This window comes from Aquirufa ecclesiirivi (assembly GCF_011250515.1).
In the GTDB taxonomy this organism is placed as follows: Bacteria; Bacteroidota; Bacteroidia; order Cytophagales; family Spirosomataceae; genus Aquirufa; species Aquirufa ecclesiirivi.
On record NZ_JAANOP010000005.1, the window covers coordinates 103,349 to 126,030 of the forward strand.

A 22,682-nucleotide genomic window follows, 5' to 3' on the forward strand; every position below is an offset into this window, starting at 1 on the left:
CGAATGGATAAAATTACGGCTTTTGTTTTACCTTTGGAAATTATTTTCCTAGTCCAAATTAGATTCTTTCAAATTTTAAGATAATGTCGAAAAGAACGCTTACCCTCATTTGCATTTTATTGCTAGCTGTAGCTAGCCGACTTTTAATATTAGCAGGACCAGCGTGGGCTAATTTTTCGCCGATTACATCCATGGCCTTATTTGCTGGAGCTTATTTTAGCAGCAAATCTCAATCTATTTCTTGGACTATTTTAAGTATTTGGCTGGCTAACTTAGTTTTAAATAACTTAGTTTACCCTCAATACTACGATGGTTTCTCCTTCGGCTTTGCTCCTATCCACATGTCGCTTTTTGTGGGGATTTCTTTATTAGGAACCTATATGTTGAAAAACAAAATCACTGCATTAAACTTCCTGACTTCCAATTTAGCGGCAGTTATTGGCTTCTTTTTACTATCCAACTTCGCTGTTTGGGTGAACATGCCCAGCCTAGGTTCGGCGGTGGTAGGTGACGAATTAGTGTACTCGAAAGATTGGAATGGCTTAATGCAATGCTATGCCATGGGATTGCCTTTCCTGAAAAACAGTTTGGTAAGTCAATTCCTATTTTCAGGAATTTTCTTTGGAGGATTTGAATTACTAAAAAAACAAGTTCCCGCATTACGATAGGCATGAGCAAGCATGAATAGCCTGCCCATGCTAGGTCATTTATTCGTTTTTGTACACCTTACCTTCTTTCATCACAAATTTCACTCGGCTCATTGACTGAATGGTTTCTGCAGGATTCCCTTCTACCGCAATGATGTCAGCCCATTTACCCGGTTCAATGGATCCTAACATATCACTTTGTCCCAATAAATCAGCTGCATTGACGGTTGCGGATTGAATGGTTTCTAGTGCGGGCATACCTGCTTCATGCATCAATTCAAATTCACGGGCATTTTTGCCATGGCCAAATACCCCGGCATCCGTCCCAAAGGCAATTTTCACCCCTGCCTTGTAAGCTCTACCAAAAGTAGACTGAATCATGGGACCGATAGCCAAAGCTTTCAAACGAACCATTTCTGGATAATAATTGGGAATTTTGGCTGAATCAGCGGTAGATCGACCAGCTATAACGGTAGGCACATAATAAGTCCCATGCTTTTTCATCAATTCCATAATTTCCTCCGTCATATAAGTTCCATGTTCGATGGAGCTTACTCCCCCTAAAACGGCACGTTTGATGCCTTCTGCACCATGGGCATGAGCCGCTACTTTAAAGCCATAATCTTTAGCTGTTTGCACTATGGCCTGCACTTCTTCTACAGTAAATTGAGCACCCATACCATCTTTGGCATAGCTCAAAACCCCTCCAGTAGAAGCAATTTTAATGACATCTGAACCTTCTTTGTAGCGTTGTCTAACTGCTTTACGAGCATCATCAACTCCATTGACAATACCTTCTTCCGGACCTAAATCTTTGGTATAATATTGGTTTACGCCATTGGTTCCATCCATATGACCTCCTGTGGTAGATATGGCTACACCAGCTGCAAATATTCTTGGACCTTCTACTAAGCCATTATTGATGGCATTTCTCAAACTGATACTTATTAATCCTCCCAAATCCCGAACCGTGGTAAAACCTGCCATCAGGTTTTTCTTTCCAAAGACCAAAGCTTGGTAAGCTTGATCACCAGGATTTTTCACAAATCGGTCTAAATAGGCATTGGGGTTGGTTTCACTTCGTAAATGAACGTGCATATCGATTAAACCCGGCATCACGGTTTTACTTTTCAAATCAATGACTTGATCACCCTTCTCTGGATTGATAAAACCGGATGAAACACTGACAATCTTTTTTCCCTGAACGGTAATGGACATTTTAGGTAAGACCTTCAATGTTTTCACATCAATTAAATTACCACAATGAATGATGGTTTTTTGAGCTAGTATAGGCTGAACTGCCCACAATAGAATAAGTAAGATTTTTTTCATAGGATGTTGATTTAGCAATTTCACCCTTGTCGTGCGTAGATTTGACAACCTTCCAAAGGTTGTCAAATCTAAGTGAAAAAGGATAAAATCGTACTATCTAGATCAAGAAATCCAAAATACTTATTCCTTGGAATCCAATATTTTATCTACATGAGACCAAAAGCTTGGATACGATTTAGCCACTACACCTGGTTCATGAATAACTATTTCAGATAACAGTCCTAGCGGAGCAAAAGCCATGGCCATGCGGTGATCATCATAGGTTTCAAATTCGGGAGCAACTTGCTCATGCATGGTCAAGGCACCCGATAATTCATATTTCAAACAGGGTTCCACCTCGACTAAATTTCCTCCAATCTTCTTTAGTTCTTGTTGTAATGCCAACACGCGATCCGTCTCTTTTACCTTCAAGGACTCAATCCCCGTTAATGTTAAATGTATGTTTTTGGCTGTAGCCACCACACAAATAGTTTGAGCTAAGTCGGGACAATCAGTAAAATCCCATGCCAAACTTGGTTTAGCTTCGCATTTGGTCAATAAAAATCCTCTACCCGTATAGGTACTTTTCACGCCCATTTCGGCCATGATATGTTGAATAGCCGAATCGCCTTGCAGTGAATTCTCTTTCAAACCTAATAATTCCAAGGATGCATCTTCAAAGGGCGATAAAGCAACCATGGAATACCAATAACTGGCTCCAGACCAATCTGATTCTACAGCAAAGGGATTCACTTGATAACTTTGTGCGGGTATATTGATCAACGATTTATACCAATCTGCCTCCGCTTGAATACCAAAATGTTTCATTTGAGCCAAAGTCATTTCAACATAAGGTTTTGAACCCAATGAACCCGTAATAGTCAATTCCAAACCGTCTGGCAACAAGGGAGCTAACATCAAAATAGCAGATATAAACTGCGAACTTACGTCTCCCCGAATGGATAAATTCCGATTCCCCGCATAGCTAAAGCCATTCAATTGCATGGGCGGATAACCTTCTTTATTCAGGTAATTGATATCTGCTCCTAAGCCTCTTAAAGCATCAACCAAAATACCAATCGGACGCTCACACATACGCGGTGTACCTGTCATTTTTTTCTTTTGGCCCTTAATAGCATAATAGGCAGTCAAAAAACGCATGGTCGTACCTGCATCTAATACATCAGCCACCTCCCCATTTTCTGACAATAAGCGAATCATGGTTTGGGTATCTCTCGCTTCCGCCAAATTCGAAACATTGGATAATGCTCCACCTGCTAAGGCATTGATGATCAAAGCACGATTACTTTCCGACTTAGAAGCCGGTAATGGTATGATTTCTTGAAAAGATTTGTTTCTTGGGAATAGGCGAATTTGACTCAAAACTAGGTAGCGCTTAGCGCAATTTTAAAGTGACAAGTGAGATAACAGCTAAAATAATACCCACAATTAAGAATCGGATAACAATTTTAGCTTCATGGTAATTTTTCTTTTGAAAATGGTGGTGCAGAGGTGACATCAAAAAGACGCGCCTCCCCTCTCCATATTTTCGTTTGGTATACTTAAAATAAGCCACTTGAATAATAACGGACATATTTTCTACTAAAAAGATTCCACATAATACGGGGATCAACATCTCTTTACGGATAACAATGGCCAGCGTTGCAATTACTCCGCCCAACATTAAACTTCCTGTATCTCCCATAAAAACCTGAGCTGGATAGGCATTGTACCATAAAAATCCAATGCAAGCTCCTACGAAAGCCGCACAAAAAATAGCTAGCTCTCCCGAATTGGGGATGAACATGACATTCAAATATTGAGAGAAAACTTTATTTCCAGATACATAAGCCAAAATAGCCAGGGTCAAACCGATAATCACGGAAGTCCCTGCTGCCAATCCATCTAATCCATCAGTAATATTGGCTCCATTGGAAACCGCCGTAATAATGAAAATAACGACCAAGACATAGACTACCCAAACATAATGATCTGGGATAAAGTCGGGCAATAACATGTTGTAGTCGAACTGGTTATTCTTCAAAAAAGGAACTGTGGTCATCAATGACTTATGATCTGTATAAGATTGCAAGGTAGTCCCGTCTGCTAATACACTTACTTTGGAAAATAGTCTAACTTTGATGTGCTCATTGAAATACATCGTTAAGCCAACAATAATCCCTAGTCCAATCTGACCAACTATTTTAAAACGGCCCGACAAGCCATCTTTGTTCTTTTTAAATACTTTAATGTAATCATCTGCAAAACCCACCGCACCTAACCAGATAGCAGAAGTCAATAACAGTACAATATATACGTTGGTTATTTTAGCAAAAAGCAAGGTGGGGATAATCAAAGATAATAAAATGATAAAGCCTCCCATGGTCGGGGTACCTTTTTTTTGCATTTGACCTTCCAATCCCAAATCACGAATTTCCTCTCCAATTTGAAGCCTTTGCAATCGATAAATGACGGCCTTCCCCCAAATAGCCGCAATCCCCAAGGAGGTGATGATTGCCAAAAATACCCGAAACGAAATATATTGAAATACCCCTGCTCCCGGAATGTTCCATTGCTTGTCTAGGTAATCAAAAAGGTAATACAACATATTCCTGAAATTTGGATTAGATACTAAAAACAAAAATGCAAAATTTTACATCGATGTACAAATTAATTCAAAGCCTCAAATGCTTCCTGAATGACTTGTTTATCGTCAAAATCATATTTAACGCCTTGGATGTCTTGGTAGGTCTCATGCCCTTTTCCTGCTACTAAAATAATATCTCCAGGACTTGCTAAATGCTGAATGGCATAAAATATACCCTCTTTCCGATCGACCAACCTCGTCATTTTCACTTTATCTTCTTCACTTAATCCCGCTTCCATTTGATCTAAAATCAATTCAGGATCTTCCTTTCTGGGATTATCGGAGGTAAGTACAAAAGCATCCGAGAACTTAGCCGCTAAGGCCGCCATGATAGGTCTTTTCCCGGAATCACGGTTCCCACCACAACCCACAACAGTGATGATTTTTTGATTTTTTGACCGAATTGCCTGAATGGTTTTCAACACATTTTCTAAGGCATCAGGCGTATGAGCATAGTCAACGATGGCCATTTTATGATGACTACCGGCCATTTGCTCAAATCTTCCAGGAGCTGTTTTCAAGCTAGACACTTGAATCAAGACCTCGATTGGGTCTTCCCCTAAAATGATGGCTGTCGAATAAATGGCCAATAAATTATATGCATTGAATGTCCCAATCAACTGAGCATGAAGATGCTGTCCATTCATCTCTAATTGCAATCCCGACAATCCATTGCTGATAATCTTGGCTTTAAAATCAGCCGCATTCAATAATCCGTACGTGTATTTCTTAGCTTTGGTATTTTGCAACATCACCATCCCCCGCTTATCATCTACATTCGTTAAGGCAAAAGCGGAAGCAGGAAGAGCATCAAAAAAACCTTTTTTAGCCGCTATATAGGCATCAAATGTCTCATGAAAATCTAGGTGATCTCGAGTTATGTTGGAGAATATGGCTCCACAAAACTGTACTCCAAAAATGCGTTTTTGAACAACAGCATGAGAGCTTACTTCCATGAATACATGGCTGCAACCCTCCTCCTTCATTTCTCTCAATAAAGCTTGGAGGCTTAATGCATCTGGCGTTGTGTGGGTAGCTGGAATTATCCGATCTTCGATCTTGTTTTGTACCGTTGAAATTAAACCGCAGCGATGTCCTAATTTGCGAAAAAGCTCAAATAATAAGGTAACGCTCGTTGTTTTACCATTGGTCCCCGTAATACCAACCAATTTCAATTCTTTGGATGGATGACCATAAAACTCTGCTGCCGCTAAAGCCAAGGCCTCATTACTATCCTTCACTTGAACACAAATCACATCGGAGGGAATCGATGAGGGTAATTGCTCCACGACCCAGGCCTTACATCCTTGCTCATACACTTGGGGCAAAAATTGGTGGCCATCTACTTGGGTGCCTCGCAATGCAAAAAACAAGGAACCTGCTTGTGCTTTTCTTGAATCAAAACACAACATCCCAACCGACTGATCTTCACCTGTTAGTTGAACAACAGGAATCGATTGAAATAAGGTCTGAACAGATGCCATGCTACTGAAGTTGAATTTGTAATAATAGATTTTTTCTGGTGGGACTTCCAGCTGGTACAGATTGACTGACCACCGTACCTAAACCATTGGCTTTCACTTTAAGTCCTCTATTTTCCAATGTGAAAATTGCGTCTCTTAAATTCATCCCCACTACATTGGGAACGGTTTTGGCTGGAAAACTTAAAGGAGTGTTTTCCACCAATTGCTTATCCATTTTAAACTGTAACCAACTACCATCTTCTTCTACTTTGGGCAAACCAAAATTGGAATACAAAATGGATTGATCCATAGGATGAACCGTATGGCTCAAGGAGGCTTTGTTTAATGAATCAGGGATGGTACCTGCTAATTTACGATGCAACTTCATGTCGCGTAAATAAATATTATCTGAAATTTCCCTAAAAACAGGGGCTGTTACTTGCCTAGCATACGTGGCTTCCGCATGTCCTTGCGGATTATCAATCGATACTAAAATGGTGTATTTAGGTTTTTTAACAGGAAAATACCCAATAAACGAAGTATAATATTTACCTGGAATATAACGCCCATTGATGATTCTCTGAGCAGTACCCGTTTTACCAGCTATTCCGTACGAAGTACCTTTAATGTTATTTGCGGTTCCTTTGGTCACGACTCCCTCCAGCATACTTTGAATTTTTTCTAGAGTCTTGGGCGAACATAAAGGAGTTTGATCTCTTACTTGACTGGCACGATAATCAATCACCACTTCATCTGCTCGGGTAGCTTTACTGACAATGATTGGCTGTACCCAGTAGCCATTATTGGCAATCGCATTGTAAAAGGATATTAGCTGCAAAGGAGAATACTGCGTAGAATAACCTACCGAAGACCAAAGCAATTGAAAAGCATCCCATTTGGCAGGAACAGGGAAATTCGGCCTAGGATTAGGTTGAATTTGAAAATGTAATGACTCGATTAAATGAAACTTTCTCAAATAATCATAAAATTTGGCTGGCTTCGAGGCAAATACTTTTTTCATGAGCACCATGGTTCCTACGTTGGAAGAACTTTCGATCACTTGGGCTACCGAAATGGTTCCCATGGGATGAGAATCCGACATGGTTCCATTGTAGTGATGGTATTTTCCATTTCCAGTTGAAACGGGCATATCCAAAGGCAAATCTGCCTCTTCTAACATGGCCATCATAGAGGGTAATTTGAAAACAGAGCCCGGGTCTCTTGCTTCTCGAATGGCGTAATTAAAGCTCTCTGAATATCCTGTGGGAGAATTCGCATTCTTAGATAAATTGGAAATGGCTTTAATTTCCCCGGTCGTTGTTTCCATCACAATCACTACCCCATAATCTCCTTCATAGGTGGTCATGGCTTTCATCAGTGCTGTTTCAACAATATCTTGTATGTTGATATCCAGAGTTGAATAGATATCCAAACCTGGCTTAGGAACAGATTCTTCTCCTCCTTCTACTGGTCGCCAAGTATTTTTATCCATCTTTTCAAATAGCCCTTTACCCGGTGTTCCTTTCAACTCTGCATTAAAACTTCCTTCAATACCTACCGCTACTTTATCTTTTAAATAACCCACAGTACGGTAAGCCATTTGCCCGAAAGGAGCATAGCGTACATTAACTTTATCAAAAACAATCCCCGTTTTAGTGGCTTCGCCTAAATTAAATAAAGGAAACTTGGCGACTTTCTTGCGCTCTTGAAAATCGAGTAAACGGTTGTTTAGTAGTAAGTAGTTTTTACCATTCTTTTTCGCAGAAACAATCTTATTCTTGTATTCTTCTGCCGTATGATCCTGAAAAAAATTCGCTAATGCATTGGCTAGCTCATCGATATGCTCCTTAAATTTTTGCTCTGAGGTGGCATTTCGATTGTACACTGAAGGATCAAGACCGAGCCGGTATTTAGGCAAAGATGTGGCCAATAAACTACCATCATCCGAATAAATGTTACCACGGGTTGCATCTACACTTCTTTCTTTGATGTAGGTATTGAATACGTCATTTCGCAAGGTGTCGCCATTGATAAAAACGATCTTATATAAATTGAAAACCAACACGACAAAGAGCATGATCACCACAACGAAAAAGAGGATGAAACGCTTCGTGATAATCTCGCGTATATTTTGTCTTTTTACCTTTGCCATATACTAGTCGCTGTTTTTGCCATCTTTAGTTTGATCCATTACGACTTTCGTAGGAGGCGTTAGGCTTAATTCCAACGCATATTTTTTCATGGCTATGGCCAAATAGCTTTGCTTACCTATCTTCATAAATTCCGCTTTTTGAGTAGTATAGTCCGCACGAATCTCTTCCAATTCTGCCTTGGTTTTGGCTATCTGATGGATTTTCCCATCGGCTAACATGGAATAATAAATATATACTAGGATCAAAAATGCTACAAAACCTATGCGAAAAACCAATTTAACAGGCAGTTCACCACCTGTTAGCGGATCCATATTGAACAACAGGTCCAGTATCCCTTCTTTTGGAACGGAGGTTTTAGGCGCTTGCTCAGTATCAGAAACTTGTTTGGCCATATTATAATTTAGCTGCGATTCTCAATTTTGCACTTCTTGAACGTGGATTTCTTTTTAATTCATCTTCGGATGCCGTAATAGGTTTCCGAATGACCGATTCTACTGGTTTGTGTACGACTCCAAACAAATCTTTGTCTTCCTTCCCGTGGCAATCTCCTGTTCGAATGAAATTTTTTACCAATCGGTCTTCCAAAGAATGAAATGCCAGTACTACTAACCTTCCGCCTGGAGACAATAAAGTAGCTGCTTGTTCTAAAAATTCTTCAATGACCGCCAGTTCTTGATTTACCTCAATGCGCACCGCTTGAAACGCTTGAGCAAAGTACTTAAACTCGCGTGATCTTGGAGCTAATTTAGCCAATATTTCTTTGAATTCCGACGTCGTTTTTAGGCCTTTTTGAGTCCTCGCTTGTACAACAGCTTGGGCTAATGTTCGTGCATTTTTTATCTCTCCGTACATGCCAAAAATCTTTTGCAAGTTTTCTGCTGAATAGGAATTTAACACTTCAGCCGCATCGGTGGAGGCTGAAGGCCCCATACGCATATCCAAGGGTCCATCAAATCGAGTAGAAAAACCACGTTCGGCGGCATCTAATTGAAAGGATGATACGCCAAAATCGGCCATAATGCCATCCACTTCCTTGATACCATGTATCCGTAAATATTTCTGAATATGCCTAAAATTGGCAGTAATCAACTCCAGGCGATCATCGTCGATTTTCTCTGCTTGTCGCCAAGCATCCGGATCCTGATCAAAGGCAAATAAACGTCCATTGGGTCCTAATTTTTCTAAAATAGCACGGGAATGGCCTCCTCCTCCAAAAGTTACATCCACATAAATGCCGTCTGGCTTGATGGCTAATCCATCGATGCACTCATGCAACAAAACGGAGGTATGGTAAGGGTTCTCGATCATAGGGTCTATTCAAAACAAATTTACAAATTATCCTTTGGCCATTTCATCAATTTTCGAAATTGTCAGCATTTTTTTTAAAGCCGCCAAGCTTTGTCCTATCTTTGCACACAAGCATTTCAACATCATGACCATACGCTATTTATTATTAGCTTTTCTTTCTTTCTTTTTGATAGGAAATATAGCCGCTCAATCAAGATCTAATCCACACATGGGCCCCTGGAGAGCCGAGCTTCGTTCTCAAGGAGGAGGTCTTCCTTTTAACCTCAGTGTAGCTCCAGGTAAAAAGAAAAATACCTTTTCCATTAAAGTAATCAATGGCTCAGAAAGCTTTCTCTTAGGGGAATCCTTTTTTCGAGGCGATTCCTTAGTTATACCCTTCGATCTATATGATTCAGAAATTGTAGCCCGTTTAGAAGGTTCACAAAAAATGTCAGGTTACTGGATCAAAAAAAGAAATGGAAAATTTGTCAATCAGCTTCCCTTTTCCGCTAACTATGGCTCCAAGGAACGATTCACATCACTTAAAGCTCCAAGCGTCAACGTTAGTGGCACCTGGAATGTAGATATTTCTGTCGATGATAAACATACCCCAAGTGTAGGTGTTTTCAAACAAGTAGGAAACAAGGTAACTGGTTCCATTTTACAGACCTCAGGTGATTATCGTTTTTTACAAGGGAACGTATCAGGAGATAGCTTATTGGTGAGCTATTTTGATGGCAGTTTTGTCTTACTATTCAAAACCAAAGTAAGCGGAAAAGAAATCAAAGGAACCTTATTTTCTGGATTTGCTACCAAAAAAGAATTCAAAGGAATTTTAGACCCCAAAGCCAGCTTACCCGATTTGAAAAAATTAACCTTTTTAAAACCCGGATACGAGCGTTTAAATTTCAATCTACCCACCCCAAAAGCTGAAACTATTAGCTTACAAGATGAACGATTCAAGAACAAGGTAGTCATCGTGGAAATCATGGGGTCATGGTGCCCTAATTGCATTGATGAAGCTCGCTTCCTAGCCCCATTTTATACCAAAAACAAAGCAAAAGGTGTGGAAGTCATTGGCGTTTCCTTTGAATACTCCCCTGAAATGTCTGTTTCTGGTCCCAAAATTGAAAATTTCAAAAAGAAAATTGGCATTGAGTATCCCATTGTCTTTGGAGGTGTCCCAGAAGATGAAACCATTGCTCGGGTTTTCCCTATGTTGAATAAGTTTAATGGTTACCCAACAACTTTTATCATCGATAAAAAAGGGAAAGTCCGAGAAATACATACAGGTTTTTCAGGACCAGGAACGGGTTTATATTATACGGATTGGGTTCAAGAATTTGAAAAAACTATCCAAAACCTACTGGCTGAGAAATAATGGCATCTTTTAAATATTTGCTTCTAGTTGGCCTCTTTTTCTTTGGGAGGGAACATGCCAGTTTCGGACAAGAAAAGAAAAGCAGCAAGCTGAAGCCATGGATAGCTCCTTTGAGTTTAACCTTAGGTGGACTTGCGTTTTATAACCAAAGCGCTCACGATAAACAGCTGACTTGGTATCATGAAAACTACCACACATTTCACAGCTCTGCGGATGATTTCTTACAGTACAGCCCTACCCTTATTCAAATCGGGGCTAGGTTATTAGGAGCTAAGGCGCAGCACAAAGGCAAAGAGCAGTTGGGTTTATTCCTTGTAGGAACAGGCATCTATGTCATCAGTACTCAAGGTTTAAAACGTATTATCAATGAAACTCGTCCCAATGGCTCGGAACATTCCTTTCCATCTGGCCACACAGCCACCGCATTTTTCGGCGCTACCGTTTTAGCAAAAGAGTTAGGCAAAGAGTATCCTTGGTTAGCTATAACAGGTTATACCTTGGCCGCAGGTACTGGCTACCTTCGTTTAGCCAATAATGAACATTGGCTGAGTGATGTCTTGGTGGGAGCCGGCATTGGTATAGCTTCAGCAGAAATAGCATATTGTATTTATCCGAAACTGAAAGAGCGTTTTGCTAAATCTCAAGCCTTTCAATGGGAGCCTAGAATAGCCCCCAATTATTATGCAGCTAGCTTTAGCTACCATTTCTAAATTACATCCACTCATTTGTTTAATGTATGAAGGTTAGTAAACTATTTAAAGAATTTGTTGAAAGCGAAAAATCAAGTGGTATTATCTTGATTTTTTGTACCCTTTTCTCCTTGTATGTGACCAATTCAGAATGGGGAAATGCCTACCATCATCTTTGGAAAACAGATGTATTGGGCCATTCATTGGAACATTGGATTAATGATGGCTTAATGACCATCTTTTTTCTTTTGGTTGGTTTAGAATTAGAAAGAGAAATCTACATCGGAGAATTATCCAAAATCAAAGAGGCCTCTTTTCCCATCATTGGGGCTTTAGGTGGCATGATTGTCCCTGTGATCATTTATACTATTTTTAATTACGGCACAGAAACCATTTCAGGAAGCGCTATTCCCATGTCCACAGACATCGCTTTTGCCTTGGGTATCTTATCCCTTTTAGGAAACAAAGTACCATTATCACTCAAGATATTTTTAACGGCTTTGGCAGTGATTGACGATCTTGGGGCCATTGTGATCATTGGAACTTTTTATTCTAATGGACTGAATTGGACCAATTTATTGCTATCGTTAGGCACCTTTGCCTTGTTAGGTGGCTTAAATTTTGCCAAAATACGTTCCATTCCATTGTACCTTTTGGGTGGCATAGCCATGTGGTATTTTATGGGACAATCAGGTGTGCACCCAACCATCACGGGAGTTTTATTGGCCTTCGCTATTCCTTTTGACAAAGGGGATCATATTTCCATTTCCACTAAAATTCAGCACTTTTTGCATAAGCCTGTCAGCTTTGGAATTTTACCCGTTTTTGCTTTAGCCAACACCGCGATCATCTTAAATACAGATACGACAAGCAAACTACTAGAAACCTACAGTTTGGGTATTTTCACGGGCTTGAGCTTAGGTAAGCCCATTGGTATATTTCTATTTTGTTTGATTGCTTCTCGATTAGGGATCAGCAAATTACCCAAAGATTTATCTTGGGCTTCCATCGTTGGAGTAGGTTTTTTAGGTGGAATTGGATTTACCATGTCCATTTTCATTACCAACTTATCATTTAATCAAGCATCCATCGTGGACGTTTCCAAGTTCAGTATTTTATTGGCTTCCTTGGTTTCCGCGATCATCGGATTTAGTATATTGAGCAAATCCCTAAAACAGAAATAGTTACCTAAGTCTGCTGAATCCATTGGGCATAAAAAAAGGTTAGCTATTCGGCTAACCTTTTTCTTTATAAAGAAATAAGCTTATTTCAATTTAGCTACGGCATTTTTAATGCGCTCGCAAGCTTCTTCTAATTGCTCATCAGCAGCAGCAGTAGATATACGCATACAATTCGGCGCTCCGAAACCTGAACCTGCTACGGTAGCTACAAAAGCCTCTTGCAATAACCAGTTACAGAAATCATCAGAATCATTGATGGTTGTTTTTCCATCTGATTTACCATAGAAGTAGGAAATATCAGGGAAAGCATAAAATGCACCATCTGGCATGTTTACTTTAAATCCTTCAATCTCACGTAATTTACCAACGACCAATTTACGGCGACGGTCATAGGCGGCTTTCATTTCATAAGCATGATCCAATGTCCCATTAAATGCAGCTACTGCGGCTTTTTGAGCAATGGAGTTCGTGCCAGAAGTTACCTGACCTTGTAATTTCTCGACGCCATCAGCAATCCATTTGGCTGCAGCAATGAATCCAATTCTCCAACCTGTCATGGCGTGACCTTTGGCAACTCCATTAACGGTGATGACACGGTCTTTAATTTCAGGAATTGAACCGATGGAGAAATGACCTCCCTGAGTAAAGTTGATATACTCATATATTTCATCTGCCAACACAAAGATGCGCTCATGGCGAGCCACTACATTGGCGATATCGCGTAATTCAGATTCGGTATAAACAGATCCTGTAGGATTATTTGGCGAAGCAAACATCACCATTTTAGTCTTAGGTGTAATCGCTGCTTCAAATTGCTCAGATGTTACTTTGAAATTGTTTTCAAATGAACCTTGTACAATCACAGATGTGCCTTCGGCTAATTTGACCATCTCCGAATAAGAAACCCAATAAGGAGAGAAAATGATAACCTCATCACCTGGATCGATTAATGCAGCAATGGCATTAGCTAAGGAATGCTTCGCACCTGTAGAAACAACGATGTTTTCAGAAGCCCACTCTAATCCATTATCACGTTTCAATTTGTTGGCAATGGCCATACGTAAATCTGGATAACCAGCTACCGGGGAATATCCATGAAAACCATCATCAATGGCTTTCTTGGCAGCCTCACAGATGTGAGCAGGAGTTTTGAAGTCTGGCTCTCCAACGGATAAACTGATAACTTTATGACCTTGGGCGGCTAATTCACGTGCTTTTTTAGTCATTCCCAAGGTGGAAGACTCTTCTAAAGCTTGAATTCGTTGAGCTAATAATGATGATGACATAGTAGATAATCAATGCTAATTTTACAATTCGAACGCAAAATTACCCTTTTCTAAATGGAATAACTAATCATTTCTTGATAAATCAATTGACCAAATGATCAAAAGGTAGATTATTTGGCATGACTTAATTTGGCATAAAGTCCCTTCGAATCACGCATTAATTCCTCATGCGTACCCCTTTCCATAATCTTTCCTTTTTGCACCACCAATATCTGATCCGCATGCTGAATAGTACTCAATCGGTGCGCAATCACCAACACCGTTCTATTCTTCATCAGGTTCGTTAAAGCTGCCTGAACTAATTTCTCGGATTCATTATCAAGCGCACTAGTTGCTTCATCCAAAATCAGAATGGGTGGGTTTTTCAATACTGCCCTCGCAATGGAAATCCGCTGACGTTGCCCCCCCGACAATTTTGAACCTCGATCCCCAATGTGTGCCTGATAGCCTTCTGGATTAGCCATGATAAAATCATGGGCATTGGCTATTTTAGCGGCTTCTTCTACCTCTTCCTGACTAGCTTCGGTACCAAAGGCAATGTTATTAAATATCGTATCGTTAAACAAAACGGATTCTTGCGTCACAATACCCATCATAGACCGCAAATCCTCTAATGGTACTTGCTTAATGGGCACCTCATCAATCAGAATTTGACCCGAACTGGGATCATAAAAACGAGGCAATAAATCCGCCAACGTTGATTTTCCTCCTCCTGATGGCCCAACCAAAGCAATGGTTTTCCCTTTGGGAATCTCAAAACTGACATGATCCAAAACGAGTTTATCCTTTTGATATGCAAAATTCACTTGATCAAAAACAATGCGGTGAACCAATTCCTTCTTAGAAATAATCGGTTCCTCGGCTACAATAATTGGTTGAGTATCCAAGATCTCAATAATACGGTCCGCACTAGCCACTCCTCGCTGAATACCGCTGAATGCATCGGCTATGGCCTTGGCTGGTCGCATGACCTGCGAAAAAGTAGCAATAAAAGCAATGAATGTCGATGCGCTTAATTCTCCTTCTCCTGAAATCACCAAGGTCCCCCCGTAAAGCAATATTCCCGTAACAACTAAAACTCCCAAACTTTCCGATACAGGAGACGTTAACTCTTGCCGGAATACCATCTTCAACAAGGAATGCCGGTATTTCCCATTTTCTTGCTGGAATCGTTGATCCATCATAGGCTCTGCCCGAAAGGCCTTCACCACGCGCATGGCTCCAAAAGTCTCGTCCAATAAGCTAATCAAGCCACTTAAATGCTGTTGTACTTCACCAGCTGCTCGTCGTAATCTTCGGGTAATGGTGGCGATAACTCCTCCAGATAGGGGAAGTATCATCAAGGAAAACAAGGTCAATTTGCCCGACATACTGGCCAAAAAGACAAAAAATAAGACCAAGGAAAAGATCTCTTTGAATGTGGCGGTAAAGGCCCGACCAATACTATTTTCCACCTCCTGAACGTCCGTGGTCAAGCGCGACATCAAGTTACCTTTCTTCCTTTCACTGAAATAACTCAAATCCAAACGAATGGCTCGCTCAAATACCGCCTGCCGCAGAGAAGCGATGGTATCCGCCTCCACGGTTTTTAAAACTCGTTGAGAAAAATAACGAAAGATATTGGACAAAATCACAGAAACCATAATGGCTCCACAAGCATATTGCAAGGCGCCAATTCTTCCATATTGCTCGAGCGCTCCATAGAAATAATGGTTAAAAGCAAAGGAGAAATAATTGGGTGAAAAAGTAAATTCAGGTAGATTTCTGTATAAAGCTATATTGTCTGTCGCTGCTTGATTAAAAAGCACATTTAACAGCGGAATCAACAAGGTAAAATTTAAGATTCCAAATAAGCTCGCCAAGAATGAAAATCCAAAGTAGGGAAATACATACTTCCGAATGGAAACGGCATAGCTAAGTAGTCGGAGATAGGTTTTCAATGAGAATCTTTCTTAAATTTAGGCCAAATTACTACAATTTCTTAAACTTATCAGAATTCATAGCCTTTCAATGCCCTCCAAACAGAATAACAACAAGATGTTCCCCTTGATTTCCATCGTCATGGCTTGTTACCAAGGTGAGAAATTTATAGAAGAACAGATTCAAAGTCACCTAAACCAAGATTATCCACATCTAGAATTTATCTATTTGGACGATGCCTCCACCGATGCTACTTGGACTATACTTCAATCCCTAGCTCAGCAGGATCCCCGAATTAACATTTTCCAAAATGAGAAAAACTTAGGTTATGTTGGAAGTTTTGAAAAAGCAATTCAATTAGCCCAAGGAGAATGGATTGCCCTTTCTGACCAAGATGACATCTGGGAAAAACAAAAAATAAGTCGGTTATTTCATGCCATGGGTTCCCATTCATTGATATATGCTGATTCACAACTCATTGACAATCAAGGAAATGAACTACCACAAAGAATGTCTGACTTAAAAAACCAAATTCCATATACCTCACCCCTGATGTATACTTTTGGTGCTTGGGCCCCAGGCCACAGCATGTTATTTCAAAAATCCATATTGACACATGCTTTTCCTTTTCCTAGATTTGTTTCCCATGACTATTACATTGGCTTTGTAGCAACCTGCTATCAAGGCAGTACTTATTTGCCTGAAATCTTAGTTCAATACCGCCAACACGATCAAAATGCCATAGGTGCTAACTTAAAAAAAGCCCCAAAGCACTATGTTACCAGAAAGCAGCGTGACCTTCGTATACAGCAACGCGTTCAACTATTGGCTGAACTTTGCCCGGCAGAAAAAGCCTTAGAAAAACAAGTACTAAGGAATCTAGCTCATGATTTCAGTTCCACTAGCCTTCTTGCTAGAATCCGAAGAACATGCCTAGTCATGAAATACCGAGATTTGATGTTGGCCTACAAAAAAAAAGGAGCTTTCGCCAAATGGCTTTATCCTTTTAAATTACTTTTTACCATCTATTAGACTTTGAAGCGCAGACTGAACCGATAATACCAATTTTTGAGATGAACCCAAAATGGGATGTACCGTTTTTTTAGTCGCCCATTAAATGGCTTTCCTCTTTGTAAATAGTATTTGGAGAAAGTCCCCGAACTCATTCCCCAAGTCCGAATAAATTGAAAATATCCTTTATTTTGCTTCACTCGTTTAACAGAAATAGAACCAAAATGGTACACTCTACTACGGGCGACTCCTTTGAATAATCGCACGCCTGCTTGCCATAATTTCATGGAGAAATCAGGGTCTGAATACATGCCTGGAGAAAATTCTACACTGTAACCTCCTACTAGATCCCAAAGATCTTTGTGTACTACATTGGGCGGCCATGTACTTCCTTGCCAATCATTTTTCTCCCAAGTGTTCCACTCTTTCAGTAATCGCTCCTCCTCAAAAGTTTCTAGGTTATAGCCATAAGGCTGTTCAATCGAACAATTACTTTGAGCACGAGGCTCAATCATGGTGGCTGAAATAAAGAAATAATGATCTGGACAAACCAACACTTCCTCTTGCAATATTCCATCCCAATTGGGTAGCACATACATGTCGTCATTGAGATACAACAAGTAATCCGCCGTAGCCAATTTTCGCATGGCATTCATGGCATAACATACCCCCACGTTTTCTTCACTGTAAGAATAGGCAATATCACCCTGCTCCTTAATCCACTCCAAAGAGCCATCAGACCCTTGATTGAGGTGTACTACTAATTGATATGATGTAGTAGCATGCTGACGAATACTTCGGATGCAATTCTGAAGAAATGCCAAATTATTCCATGTCGGTATTAGGATAGAAAAAAAAGGCTTGGTCTGCGAAGCTTCCTGCGGGAAATAAGAGATTTTCTCTTCCATCATGAGATTATTCGGTAGTTTTTATATTCCCCTATCCGCCTACCTGTCCAATCTTCAATTTGCTGCAATACCTTTCTGCGTAAGTTCATGCGCTTTCTCAATTCCTTAGGATCCACATGAAAAGGCCAATTTTGTTGAGCTACTCTAGCTTGCATGACTAGGGGATGTGTCCCTTCAAAAAGAGTTAAACGCTCCGCATTTCCATAATCAAACTGATAATCCTGAGGAACATTCGCTTCCAACCAAGCATCGTCATGGTAAAACTGCGTGAAATTTCTCACTTTATTATTGAGCCCTTGTGGTGGCTTAACCCAACCATAATGAAAAATATGAGCTGGGATAAGCTTCACTTTTATCTTTTTCCCCGCTTTTCTAAATCCTTGAGCATCTTTATACGAATGTACATCAGGGTGATATTTCACAACCCTAATTTCCCTACGATACCATCTTCTTGACACCGCGACATGGTTGTAAGACCCATAAAAATGGCGGTAATGAAACAACAGTCCTTCCACCCCAGCATCTTGTACATACTGCTCCATGGATTGTTTAATGATAGGCAAATCCATTTCATGCACACATTCATCCCCTTGAATATAAAATGCCCAATCCGTATCAGGAGAAATAGCCGCATAGGCCTTATCTGTTTCCAAGGCAAAAGTTCGTCCACCTTCACGTTGGCTATCATCCCAAACCGTTTCTATAATTCGTATTTTGGGGGATGGAATGCTTTGAATTAAGTCCAACGTATCATCTTCTGACTTGCCTACAGCTACCACAAATTCATCACAAATGGGCAGTATGGAAGTAATGGCCTCCACAATGGCATAATCGTTTTTGATGGCATTCCGAATGAAAGTAAAGCCTGCTATTTTCATCAGACTAATATTTTACTTGAATACCATGGTAGGTGTCGGGTTCTTCATAATCCTTCCTCAAAGGATGTCCTTTCCAATCCTCAGGAAGCAATATTCTTCTTAAATCAGGATGGCCTGTAAATTTCACACCTACCAAATCAAAGGCTTCTCTTTCATGCCAATCGGCTGTTTTCCAAATATGCGAAACCGTAGGTACTTCAGGCAAAGAGCCATCTGCCAATAAACGTGGCACTAGCACCCGAAGGTGAAAGGTTATATGATTGGGGATGGAATATAGCGTATATATCAATTCCAAATCCCCTGATGAAGGACCTTGATCGATGGCAGTTAAACAAGAAAGTGAATCAAAATAGGATTCAGGACTCCGCCAAAGTAAATCACACACAGAAACCAAATCTTCTACCTCTAAAGTAACCCGACTATTCGCCTCTTCGAAGTTCAGACCTTTACCTAAACTTTGTTCGATGAGTTCTTTAATATGCAGTACTGCATTCATGCGAGTCTATTTATGAGATGGCTTCCAAAATACGGGCAGGAACAACCAAACTTTCTTGTTGAATTTTCTCTTGTAATTTTATGATGCCACCTAATAAGGCTTCAGGTCTTGGTGGACATCCTGGCACATACACGTCCACGGGAATTATCCGATCCACTCCTTTTACCACATGGTAACCATGATCCCAATAGGGTCCACCACAGTTGGAACAAGAACCCATGGAAATCACATACCTTGGCTCAGGCATTTGCTCATACAAACGACGAATTCGATCGGCCATTTTGAAGGTAACCGTTCCTGCTACAATCATCACATCCGACTGTCGAGGGGAAGGCCGAGGAAAAACACCAAAACGATCTAAATCATAACCCGAGGCAAAAGCCTGCATCATTTCGATCGCACAACAAGCCAAACCAAAGCTCATGGGCCACAAAGAACTAGCTCTAGCCCAGTTGAGCAAATCCTCGACTTGGCTAATGACAAATCCTTCTGACTGAAACTGTTGGTCTAATAAGCTTTTCATATATTATCTAACAATGGTCAAATTACCATAAATCGTACCATATTCCTCACTCGGTGTAATGCGGTACATATAGGTTCCAGAGGGCAAATCCTTCCCATTAAATTTCCCTTTAAAGGGTTTTTCTTCATATTGATAACCCGTACTTTCAAAAACAGGTTGACCCCATCGATCAAAAATTACGATACTGGCATCTGGATAATTGTATAAATAATCAATAAACCATTCATCATTCGTATCATCCGAATTGGGAGTAATGGCATTGTAAGGATGTATTTTAACTAAAATAACCACGTCTATGGTAGCAAAACTTTGACATGCTAAACCCGTAGTAGCATCTTTCCCAACTCCAGTAATAAAATACGTCAAAGTAAAGCTTGTTCCCTCTAAATCTTGATGGCTTTGAATGATTTTCTGAATATCAAAAGATGTATTCAGTCGAGTGGTATCACTAATCCCAATTTCTTGACCACGATTTGTTCCCGCTAAAGTCCATGTCCATTTGATATCCGCATTTTGTGCGCCATTGACAGGAATAGGAATGGGATCAGGATAAGGTTCCCCTTTTAAACGATTAGGAGAAAAGACCACCACTTTTTTTTCAGTGGCTACCCACACTGGACATTGAGCCCAAGAAGGAATATTCGTTCCTAACAAAAAGAGAAGCAACAATACATGCTTCACACGAGTTAAAGAAGAGTATTTTAATCTAGAAATTAATAAAGTGTTTGTTAAAAACATAAAGCTTAAAAAATTCTCCCTAAGGTTTTGTAAATATACCTAAATTCACAAAATTTTTATGGAATGCCCATGACCCATTTTTTTGAAACAGATTTAGCTTTGCTACGGGGCATCACCCCCGCGAGGCTTAGCCTGCTTCAAACTGAATTAGGTCTATTCACCTATGGCGACTTAATTCAGTACTTTCCCTTTCGTTACGAAGACCGAACTGCCTTGTATCCGATTGACCAAATTACGGAACAAATGGAGCATGCCCAGTTTGTGGGGCGTATTCGTTACAAAGAAAAAATCGGTCAAGGACCCAAACAAAGACTCGTGGCTCAATGTTGCGATGAATCAGGCTGCATTGAGCTAGTCTGGTTTCAAGGTGTTAAATGGCTTGAAAAAACCTTAACGCCTGGAGTGGATTATTTATTTTATGGCAAGCCCACTAGCTTCAATGGACAAATCCAAATTACCCACCCAGAAATGGAAGTTTATAAGGGCAAAACCCAAAATGACATCTATTTCCATCCTGTTTATTCCTTAACTGAAAAATTAAGAAAAAAATACATTGACAGTAAAGTGATTGCCCAATTGCAAAAAAATGTCTTGCAAGTGGCCTTCCCTTACATTCGAGAAACGCTTCCTACAGAAATAATCCAACAATTTAAACTCATTTCCAAGCAAGAAGCCCTATACCACATACATTTACCCCAATCTGAAAATTGGTTACATCAGGCCAAAAGACGCTTGAAATTTGAAGAGCTATTTTATAACCAACTCCGATTAATCAAACAAAATCTAGTCAGGAAAACCGCTTTCCCCGGTCAAATTTTTTCATCAGCTGCCCTATTAACCAATTTCTATCAAAATCACATGCCCTTTGAATTGACCAATGCGCAGAAAAAAGTGATTCGAGAAATTTTTCAAGACATGAAATCGGGGCAGCAAATGAACCGACTTCTACAAGGGGATGTTGGCTCTGGCAAAACCATTGTCGCTTTTATTGCCATGCTATTGGCTATTGATAATGGAACTCAAGCCTGCCTGATGGCTCCAACTGAGATATTGGCAGATCAGCATTACCAAGGACTAAAGAAATTTGCTGATATATTGGACATACAAATTGCCAAGTTAACAGGCTCAACTAAGAAGAAAGATCGTCAAGTTTTACATGAAGATTTAGCTTCCGGGAAATTACAAATTTTGGTGGGGACCCATGCCATCTTTGAAGATGTAGTGCAATTTCACAATTTGGGATTATGCATTATTGACGAACAACACCGTTTTGGGGTAGCTCAACGCGCCAAACTTTGGGATAAAAACAAACAGACTCACCCACATGTCATGGTGATGACAGCCACTCCTATCCCGCGTACTTTGGCCATGACGCTGTATGGGGATTTAGATATTTCCATCATCGATGAAATGCCCGCAGGAAGAAAGGCTATTCAAACCATTCATCGCTATGATAGCCATCGGCTACAGGTTTTCGGCTTTATTCAAAATGAATTAAGCAAAGGTCGGCAGGTATACATCGTCTATCCACTAATTGAAGAATCCGAAAAAATGGATTTCAAAGATTTGATGGATGGCTTTGAAAGTATTTCCAGAGCTTTTCCTGAAGTACCCTTGGGAATTCTCCATGGCAAAATGAAATCAGCCGATAAAGATTTTGAAATGGCCCGCTTTGTTAAAAATGAAACTAAAATCATGGTGGCAACCACCGTTATTGAGGTAGGGGTCAATGTCCCCAATGCCAGCATCATGATCATTGAAAGTGCGGAAAGATTTGGATTAGCACAACTTCATCAGCTCAGAGGCCGAGTTGGGCGAGGAGCAGAGCAGAGTTATTGTATTTTAATGACCGGCTACAAATTAAGTGCTGATACCAAAAAAAGGGTTGAAACAATGGTAAGAACCAACAATGGTTTTGAGATTGCAGAAGTAGACTTACAATTAAGAGGCCCTGGAGATTTAGGAGGTACGCGTCAAAGTGGTGCGATAGATCTCATGATAGCAGACCTAGCCAAAGATGGTGAAATATTAAAAGTTGCTAGAGAAACTGCCCAGAAAATTTTAGATGAAGACCCCCAATTAATGCTCCCCAATCACCAGATGATTCGTGAACAAGTAGCTCATCAGCGTAGAGACACCACCAACTGGGCTAAAATTAGCTAG

The 22,682-nt window shown here is 40.2% G+C and carries 20 protein-coding genes; 6 read left to right on the forward strand and 14 right to left on the reverse strand.

The features are described from left to right. Nucleotides 1-83: 83 nt before the first annotated feature. Nucleotides 84-668, forward strand: coding sequence for a DUF6580 family putative transport protein (locus G9H65_RS08325; RefSeq protein ID WP_166374886.1), 585 nt, complete (start codon nucleotides 84-86; stop codon nucleotides 666-668). 39 nt (nucleotides 669-707) lie between these two features. Here the strand turns inward: G9H65_RS08325 and G9H65_RS08330 are convergent, their stop codons facing one another. The 7 genes from G9H65_RS08330 to rsmH form a co-directional block, all read right to left on the reverse strand. Then, a complete protein-coding gene (locus tag G9H65_RS08330; RefSeq protein WP_166374887.1) occupies nucleotides 708-1,979 on the reverse strand; it encodes a metal-dependent hydrolase family protein in 1,272 nt (423 codons plus the stop codon). A gap of 120 nt (nucleotides 1,980-2,099) precedes the next feature. Next, entirely contained in the window at nucleotides 2,100-3,341 is a 1,242-nt protein-coding gene (locus tag G9H65_RS08335; protein WP_166374888.1) for a 3-phosphoshikimate 1-carboxyvinyltransferase, read from the reverse strand. Between the two features lie 13 nt (nucleotides 3,342-3,354). Continuing rightward, nucleotides 3,355-4,566: a phospho-N-acetylmuramoyl-pentapeptide-transferase gene (gene mraY, locus G9H65_RS08340; RefSeq protein WP_166374889.1), complete on the reverse strand. Its 1,212-nt coding sequence runs from the start codon at nucleotides 4,564-4,566 to the stop codon at nucleotides 3,355-3,357. A gap of 62 nt (nucleotides 4,567-4,628) precedes the next feature. Then, nucleotides 4,629-6,089: a UDP-N-acetylmuramoyl-L-alanyl-D-glutamate--2,6-diaminopimelate ligase gene (locus G9H65_RS08345; protein ID WP_166374890.1), complete on the reverse strand. Its 1,461-nt coding sequence runs from the start codon at nucleotides 6,087-6,089 to the stop codon at nucleotides 4,629-4,631. A gap of 1 nt (nucleotide 6,090) precedes the next feature. Beyond that, complete coding sequence (locus G9H65_RS08350) at nucleotides 6,091-8,220, reverse strand: penicillin-binding protein (RefSeq protein ID WP_166374891.1); 2,130 nt, start codon at nucleotides 8,218-8,220, stop codon at nucleotides 6,091-6,093. 3 nt (nucleotides 8,221-8,223) lie between these two features. Further along, nucleotides 8,224-8,613 (reverse strand): FtsL-like putative cell division protein, encoded by a 390-nt coding sequence (locus G9H65_RS08355; protein ID WP_166374892.1) that lies wholly within the window; start codon nucleotides 8,611-8,613, stop codon nucleotides 8,224-8,226. A 1-nt stretch (nucleotide 8,614) separates the two neighbouring features. Beyond that, a complete protein-coding gene (rsmH, locus tag G9H65_RS08360) occupies nucleotides 8,615-9,529 on the reverse strand; it encodes a 16S rRNA (cytosine(1402)-N(4))-methyltransferase RsmH (RefSeq protein WP_166374893.1) in 915 nt (304 codons plus the stop codon). 124 nt (nucleotides 9,530-9,653) lie between these two features. Between rsmH and G9H65_RS08365 the strand changes: the two genes are divergently transcribed. Genes G9H65_RS08365 through nhaA form a run of 3 tightly spaced genes read left to right on the forward strand, consistent with a single transcriptional unit; the run spans nucleotide 9,654 to nucleotide 12,762 of the window. Continuing rightward, nucleotides 9,654-10,889: a peroxiredoxin family protein gene (locus G9H65_RS08365; protein WP_166374894.1), complete on the forward strand. Its 1,236-nt coding sequence runs from the start codon at nucleotides 9,654-9,656 to the stop codon at nucleotides 10,887-10,889. After that, the gene (locus G9H65_RS08370) at nucleotides 10,889-11,599 is read left to right on the forward strand and encodes a phosphatase PAP2 family protein (protein ID WP_166374895.1); all 711 of its coding nucleotides are present in this window, start codon (nucleotides 10,889-10,891) and stop codon (nucleotides 11,597-11,599) included. The genes G9H65_RS08365 and G9H65_RS08370 overlap by 1 nt, the downstream gene beginning before the upstream one ends. A 26-nt stretch (nucleotides 11,600-11,625) precedes the next feature. Then, on the forward strand, nucleotides 11,626-12,762 hold the full coding sequence (nhaA, locus tag G9H65_RS08375; protein WP_166374896.1) for a Na+/H+ antiporter NhaA: 1,137 nt from the start codon (nucleotides 11,626-11,628) through the stop codon (nucleotides 12,760-12,762). 80 nt (nucleotides 12,763-12,842) lie between these two features. On the opposite strand, the gene G9H65_RS08380 is transcribed toward nhaA, so the two are convergent. Both G9H65_RS08380 and G9H65_RS08385 read right to left on the reverse strand, forming a co-directional pair. Next, nucleotides 12,843-14,045 (reverse strand): pyridoxal phosphate-dependent aminotransferase, encoded by a 1,203-nt coding sequence (locus tag G9H65_RS08380; protein WP_166374897.1) that lies wholly within the window; start codon nucleotides 14,043-14,045, stop codon nucleotides 12,843-12,845. Between the two features lie 110 nt (nucleotides 14,046-14,155). Beyond that, the gene (locus G9H65_RS08385; RefSeq protein ID WP_166374898.1) at nucleotides 14,156-15,985 is read right to left on the reverse strand and encodes an ABC transporter ATP-binding protein; all 1,830 of its coding nucleotides are present in this window, start codon (nucleotides 15,983-15,985) and stop codon (nucleotides 14,156-14,158) included. Between the two features lie 97 nt (nucleotides 15,986-16,082). On the opposite strand from G9H65_RS08385, the gene G9H65_RS08390 reads away from it, so the two are divergent. Then, nucleotides 16,083-16,997: a glycosyltransferase gene (locus tag G9H65_RS08390; protein WP_166374899.1), complete on the forward strand. Its 915-nt coding sequence runs from the start codon at nucleotides 16,083-16,085 to the stop codon at nucleotides 16,995-16,997. On the opposite strand, the gene G9H65_RS08395 is transcribed toward G9H65_RS08390, so the two are convergent. The 5 genes from G9H65_RS08395 to G9H65_RS08415 are packed head-to-tail and all read right to left on the reverse strand — an operon-like array spanning nucleotide 16,994 to nucleotide 20,519. Beyond that, on the reverse strand, nucleotides 16,994-17,887 hold the full coding sequence (locus tag G9H65_RS08395) for a glycosyltransferase family 2 protein (protein WP_235927483.1): 894 nt from the start codon (nucleotides 17,885-17,887) through the stop codon (nucleotides 16,994-16,996). The genes G9H65_RS08390 and G9H65_RS08395 overlap by 4 nt on opposite strands. Continuing rightward, nucleotides 17,884-18,762 carry a glycosyltransferase family protein gene (locus G9H65_RS08400; protein ID WP_166374900.1) on the reverse strand — a complete coding sequence of 293 codons (879 nt, stop codon included), beginning with the start codon at nucleotides 18,760-18,762 and terminating at the stop codon, nucleotides 17,884-17,886. Before G9H65_RS08400 ends, G9H65_RS08395 begins: the two co-directional genes overlap by 4 nt. A gap of 4 nt (nucleotides 18,763-18,766) precedes the next feature. After that, a complete protein-coding gene (locus tag G9H65_RS08405; RefSeq protein ID WP_166374901.1) occupies nucleotides 18,767-19,258 on the reverse strand; it encodes an NADH-quinone oxidoreductase subunit C in 492 nt (163 codons plus the stop codon). Nucleotides 19,259-19,268: 10 nt separating this feature from the next. Further along, nucleotides 19,269-19,781, reverse strand: a complete 513-nt coding sequence (locus tag G9H65_RS08410) for an NADH-quinone oxidoreductase subunit B (RefSeq protein WP_166230106.1) — start codon at nucleotides 19,779-19,781, stop codon at nucleotides 19,269-19,271. Nucleotides 19,782-19,784: 3 nt separating this feature from the next. Then, nucleotides 19,785-20,519, reverse strand: a complete 735-nt coding sequence (locus tag G9H65_RS08415; protein ID WP_166374902.1) for a gliding motility-associated C-terminal domain-containing protein — start codon at nucleotides 20,517-20,519, stop codon at nucleotides 19,785-19,787. Between the two features lie 69 nt (nucleotides 20,520-20,588). On the opposite strand from G9H65_RS08415, the gene recG reads away from it, so the two are divergent. Beyond that, nucleotides 20,589-22,682 carry an ATP-dependent DNA helicase RecG gene (recG, locus tag G9H65_RS08420; protein ID WP_166374903.1) on the forward strand — a complete coding sequence of 698 codons (2,094 nt, stop codon included), beginning with the start codon at nucleotides 20,589-20,591 and terminating at the stop codon, nucleotides 22,680-22,682.

Excerpts from the sequence above, each read along its gene's own strand:
- G9H65_RS08325 (WP_166374886.1), top strand. The coding sequence starts at position 84 with ATGTCGAAAAGAACGCTTACCCTCATTTGCATTTTATTGCTAGCTGTA.
- G9H65_RS08330 (WP_166374887.1), bottom strand. The coding sequence starts at position 1,979 with ATGAAAAAAATCTTACTTATTCTATTGTGGGCAGTTCAGCCTATACTA.
- mraY (WP_166374889.1), bottom strand. The coding sequence starts at position 4,566 with ATGTTGTATTACCTTTTTGATTACCTAGACAAGCAATGGAACATTCCG.
- G9H65_RS08345 (WP_166374890.1), bottom strand. The coding sequence starts at position 6,089 with ATGGCATCTGTTCAGACCTTATTTCAATCGATTCCTGTTGTTCAACTA.
- G9H65_RS08350 (WP_166374891.1), bottom strand. The coding sequence starts at position 8,220 with ATGGCAAAGGTAAAAAGACAAAATATACGCGAGATTATCACGAAGCGT.
- G9H65_RS08355 (WP_166374892.1), bottom strand. The coding sequence starts at position 8,613 with ATGGCCAAACAAGTTTCTGATACTGAGCAAGCGCCTAAAACCTCCGTT.
- rsmH (WP_166374893.1), bottom strand. The coding sequence starts at position 9,529 with ATGATCGAGAACCCTTACCATACCTCCGTTTTGTTGCATGAGTGCATC.
- G9H65_RS08365 (WP_166374894.1), top strand. The coding sequence starts at position 9,654 with ATGACCATACGCTATTTATTATTAGCTTTTCTTTCTTTCTTTTTGATA.
- G9H65_RS08370 (WP_166374895.1), top strand. The coding sequence starts at position 10,889 with ATGGCATCTTTTAAATATTTGCTTCTAGTTGGCCTCTTTTTCTTTGGG.
- nhaA (WP_166374896.1), top strand. The coding sequence starts at position 11,626 with ATGAAGGTTAGTAAACTATTTAAAGAATTTGTTGAAAGCGAAAAATCA.
- G9H65_RS08380 (WP_166374897.1), bottom strand. The coding sequence starts at position 14,045 with ATGTCATCATCATTATTAGCTCAACGAATTCAAGCTTTAGAAGAGTCT.
- G9H65_RS08390 (WP_166374899.1), top strand. The coding sequence starts at position 16,083 with ATGTTCCCCTTGATTTCCATCGTCATGGCTTGTTACCAAGGTGAGAAA.
- G9H65_RS08395 (WP_235927483.1), bottom strand. The coding sequence starts at position 17,887 with ATGATGGAAGAGAAAATCTCTTATTTCCCGCAGGAAGCTTCGCAGACC.
- G9H65_RS08400 (WP_166374900.1), bottom strand. The coding sequence starts at position 18,762 with ATGAAAATAGCAGGCTTTACTTTCATTCGGAATGCCATCAAAAACGAT.
- G9H65_RS08405 (WP_166374901.1), bottom strand. The coding sequence starts at position 19,258 with ATGAATGCAGTACTGCATATTAAAGAACTCATCGAACAAAGTTTAGGT.
- G9H65_RS08410 (WP_166230106.1), bottom strand. The coding sequence starts at position 19,781 with ATGAAAAGCTTATTAGACCAACAGTTTCAGTCAGAAGGATTTGTCATT.
- G9H65_RS08415 (WP_166374902.1), bottom strand. The coding sequence starts at position 20,519 with ATGTTTTTAACAAACACTTTATTAATTTCTAGATTAAAATACTCTTCT.
- recG (WP_166374903.1), top strand. The coding sequence starts at position 20,589 with ATGACCCATTTTTTTGAAACAGATTTAGCTTTGCTACGGGGCATCACC.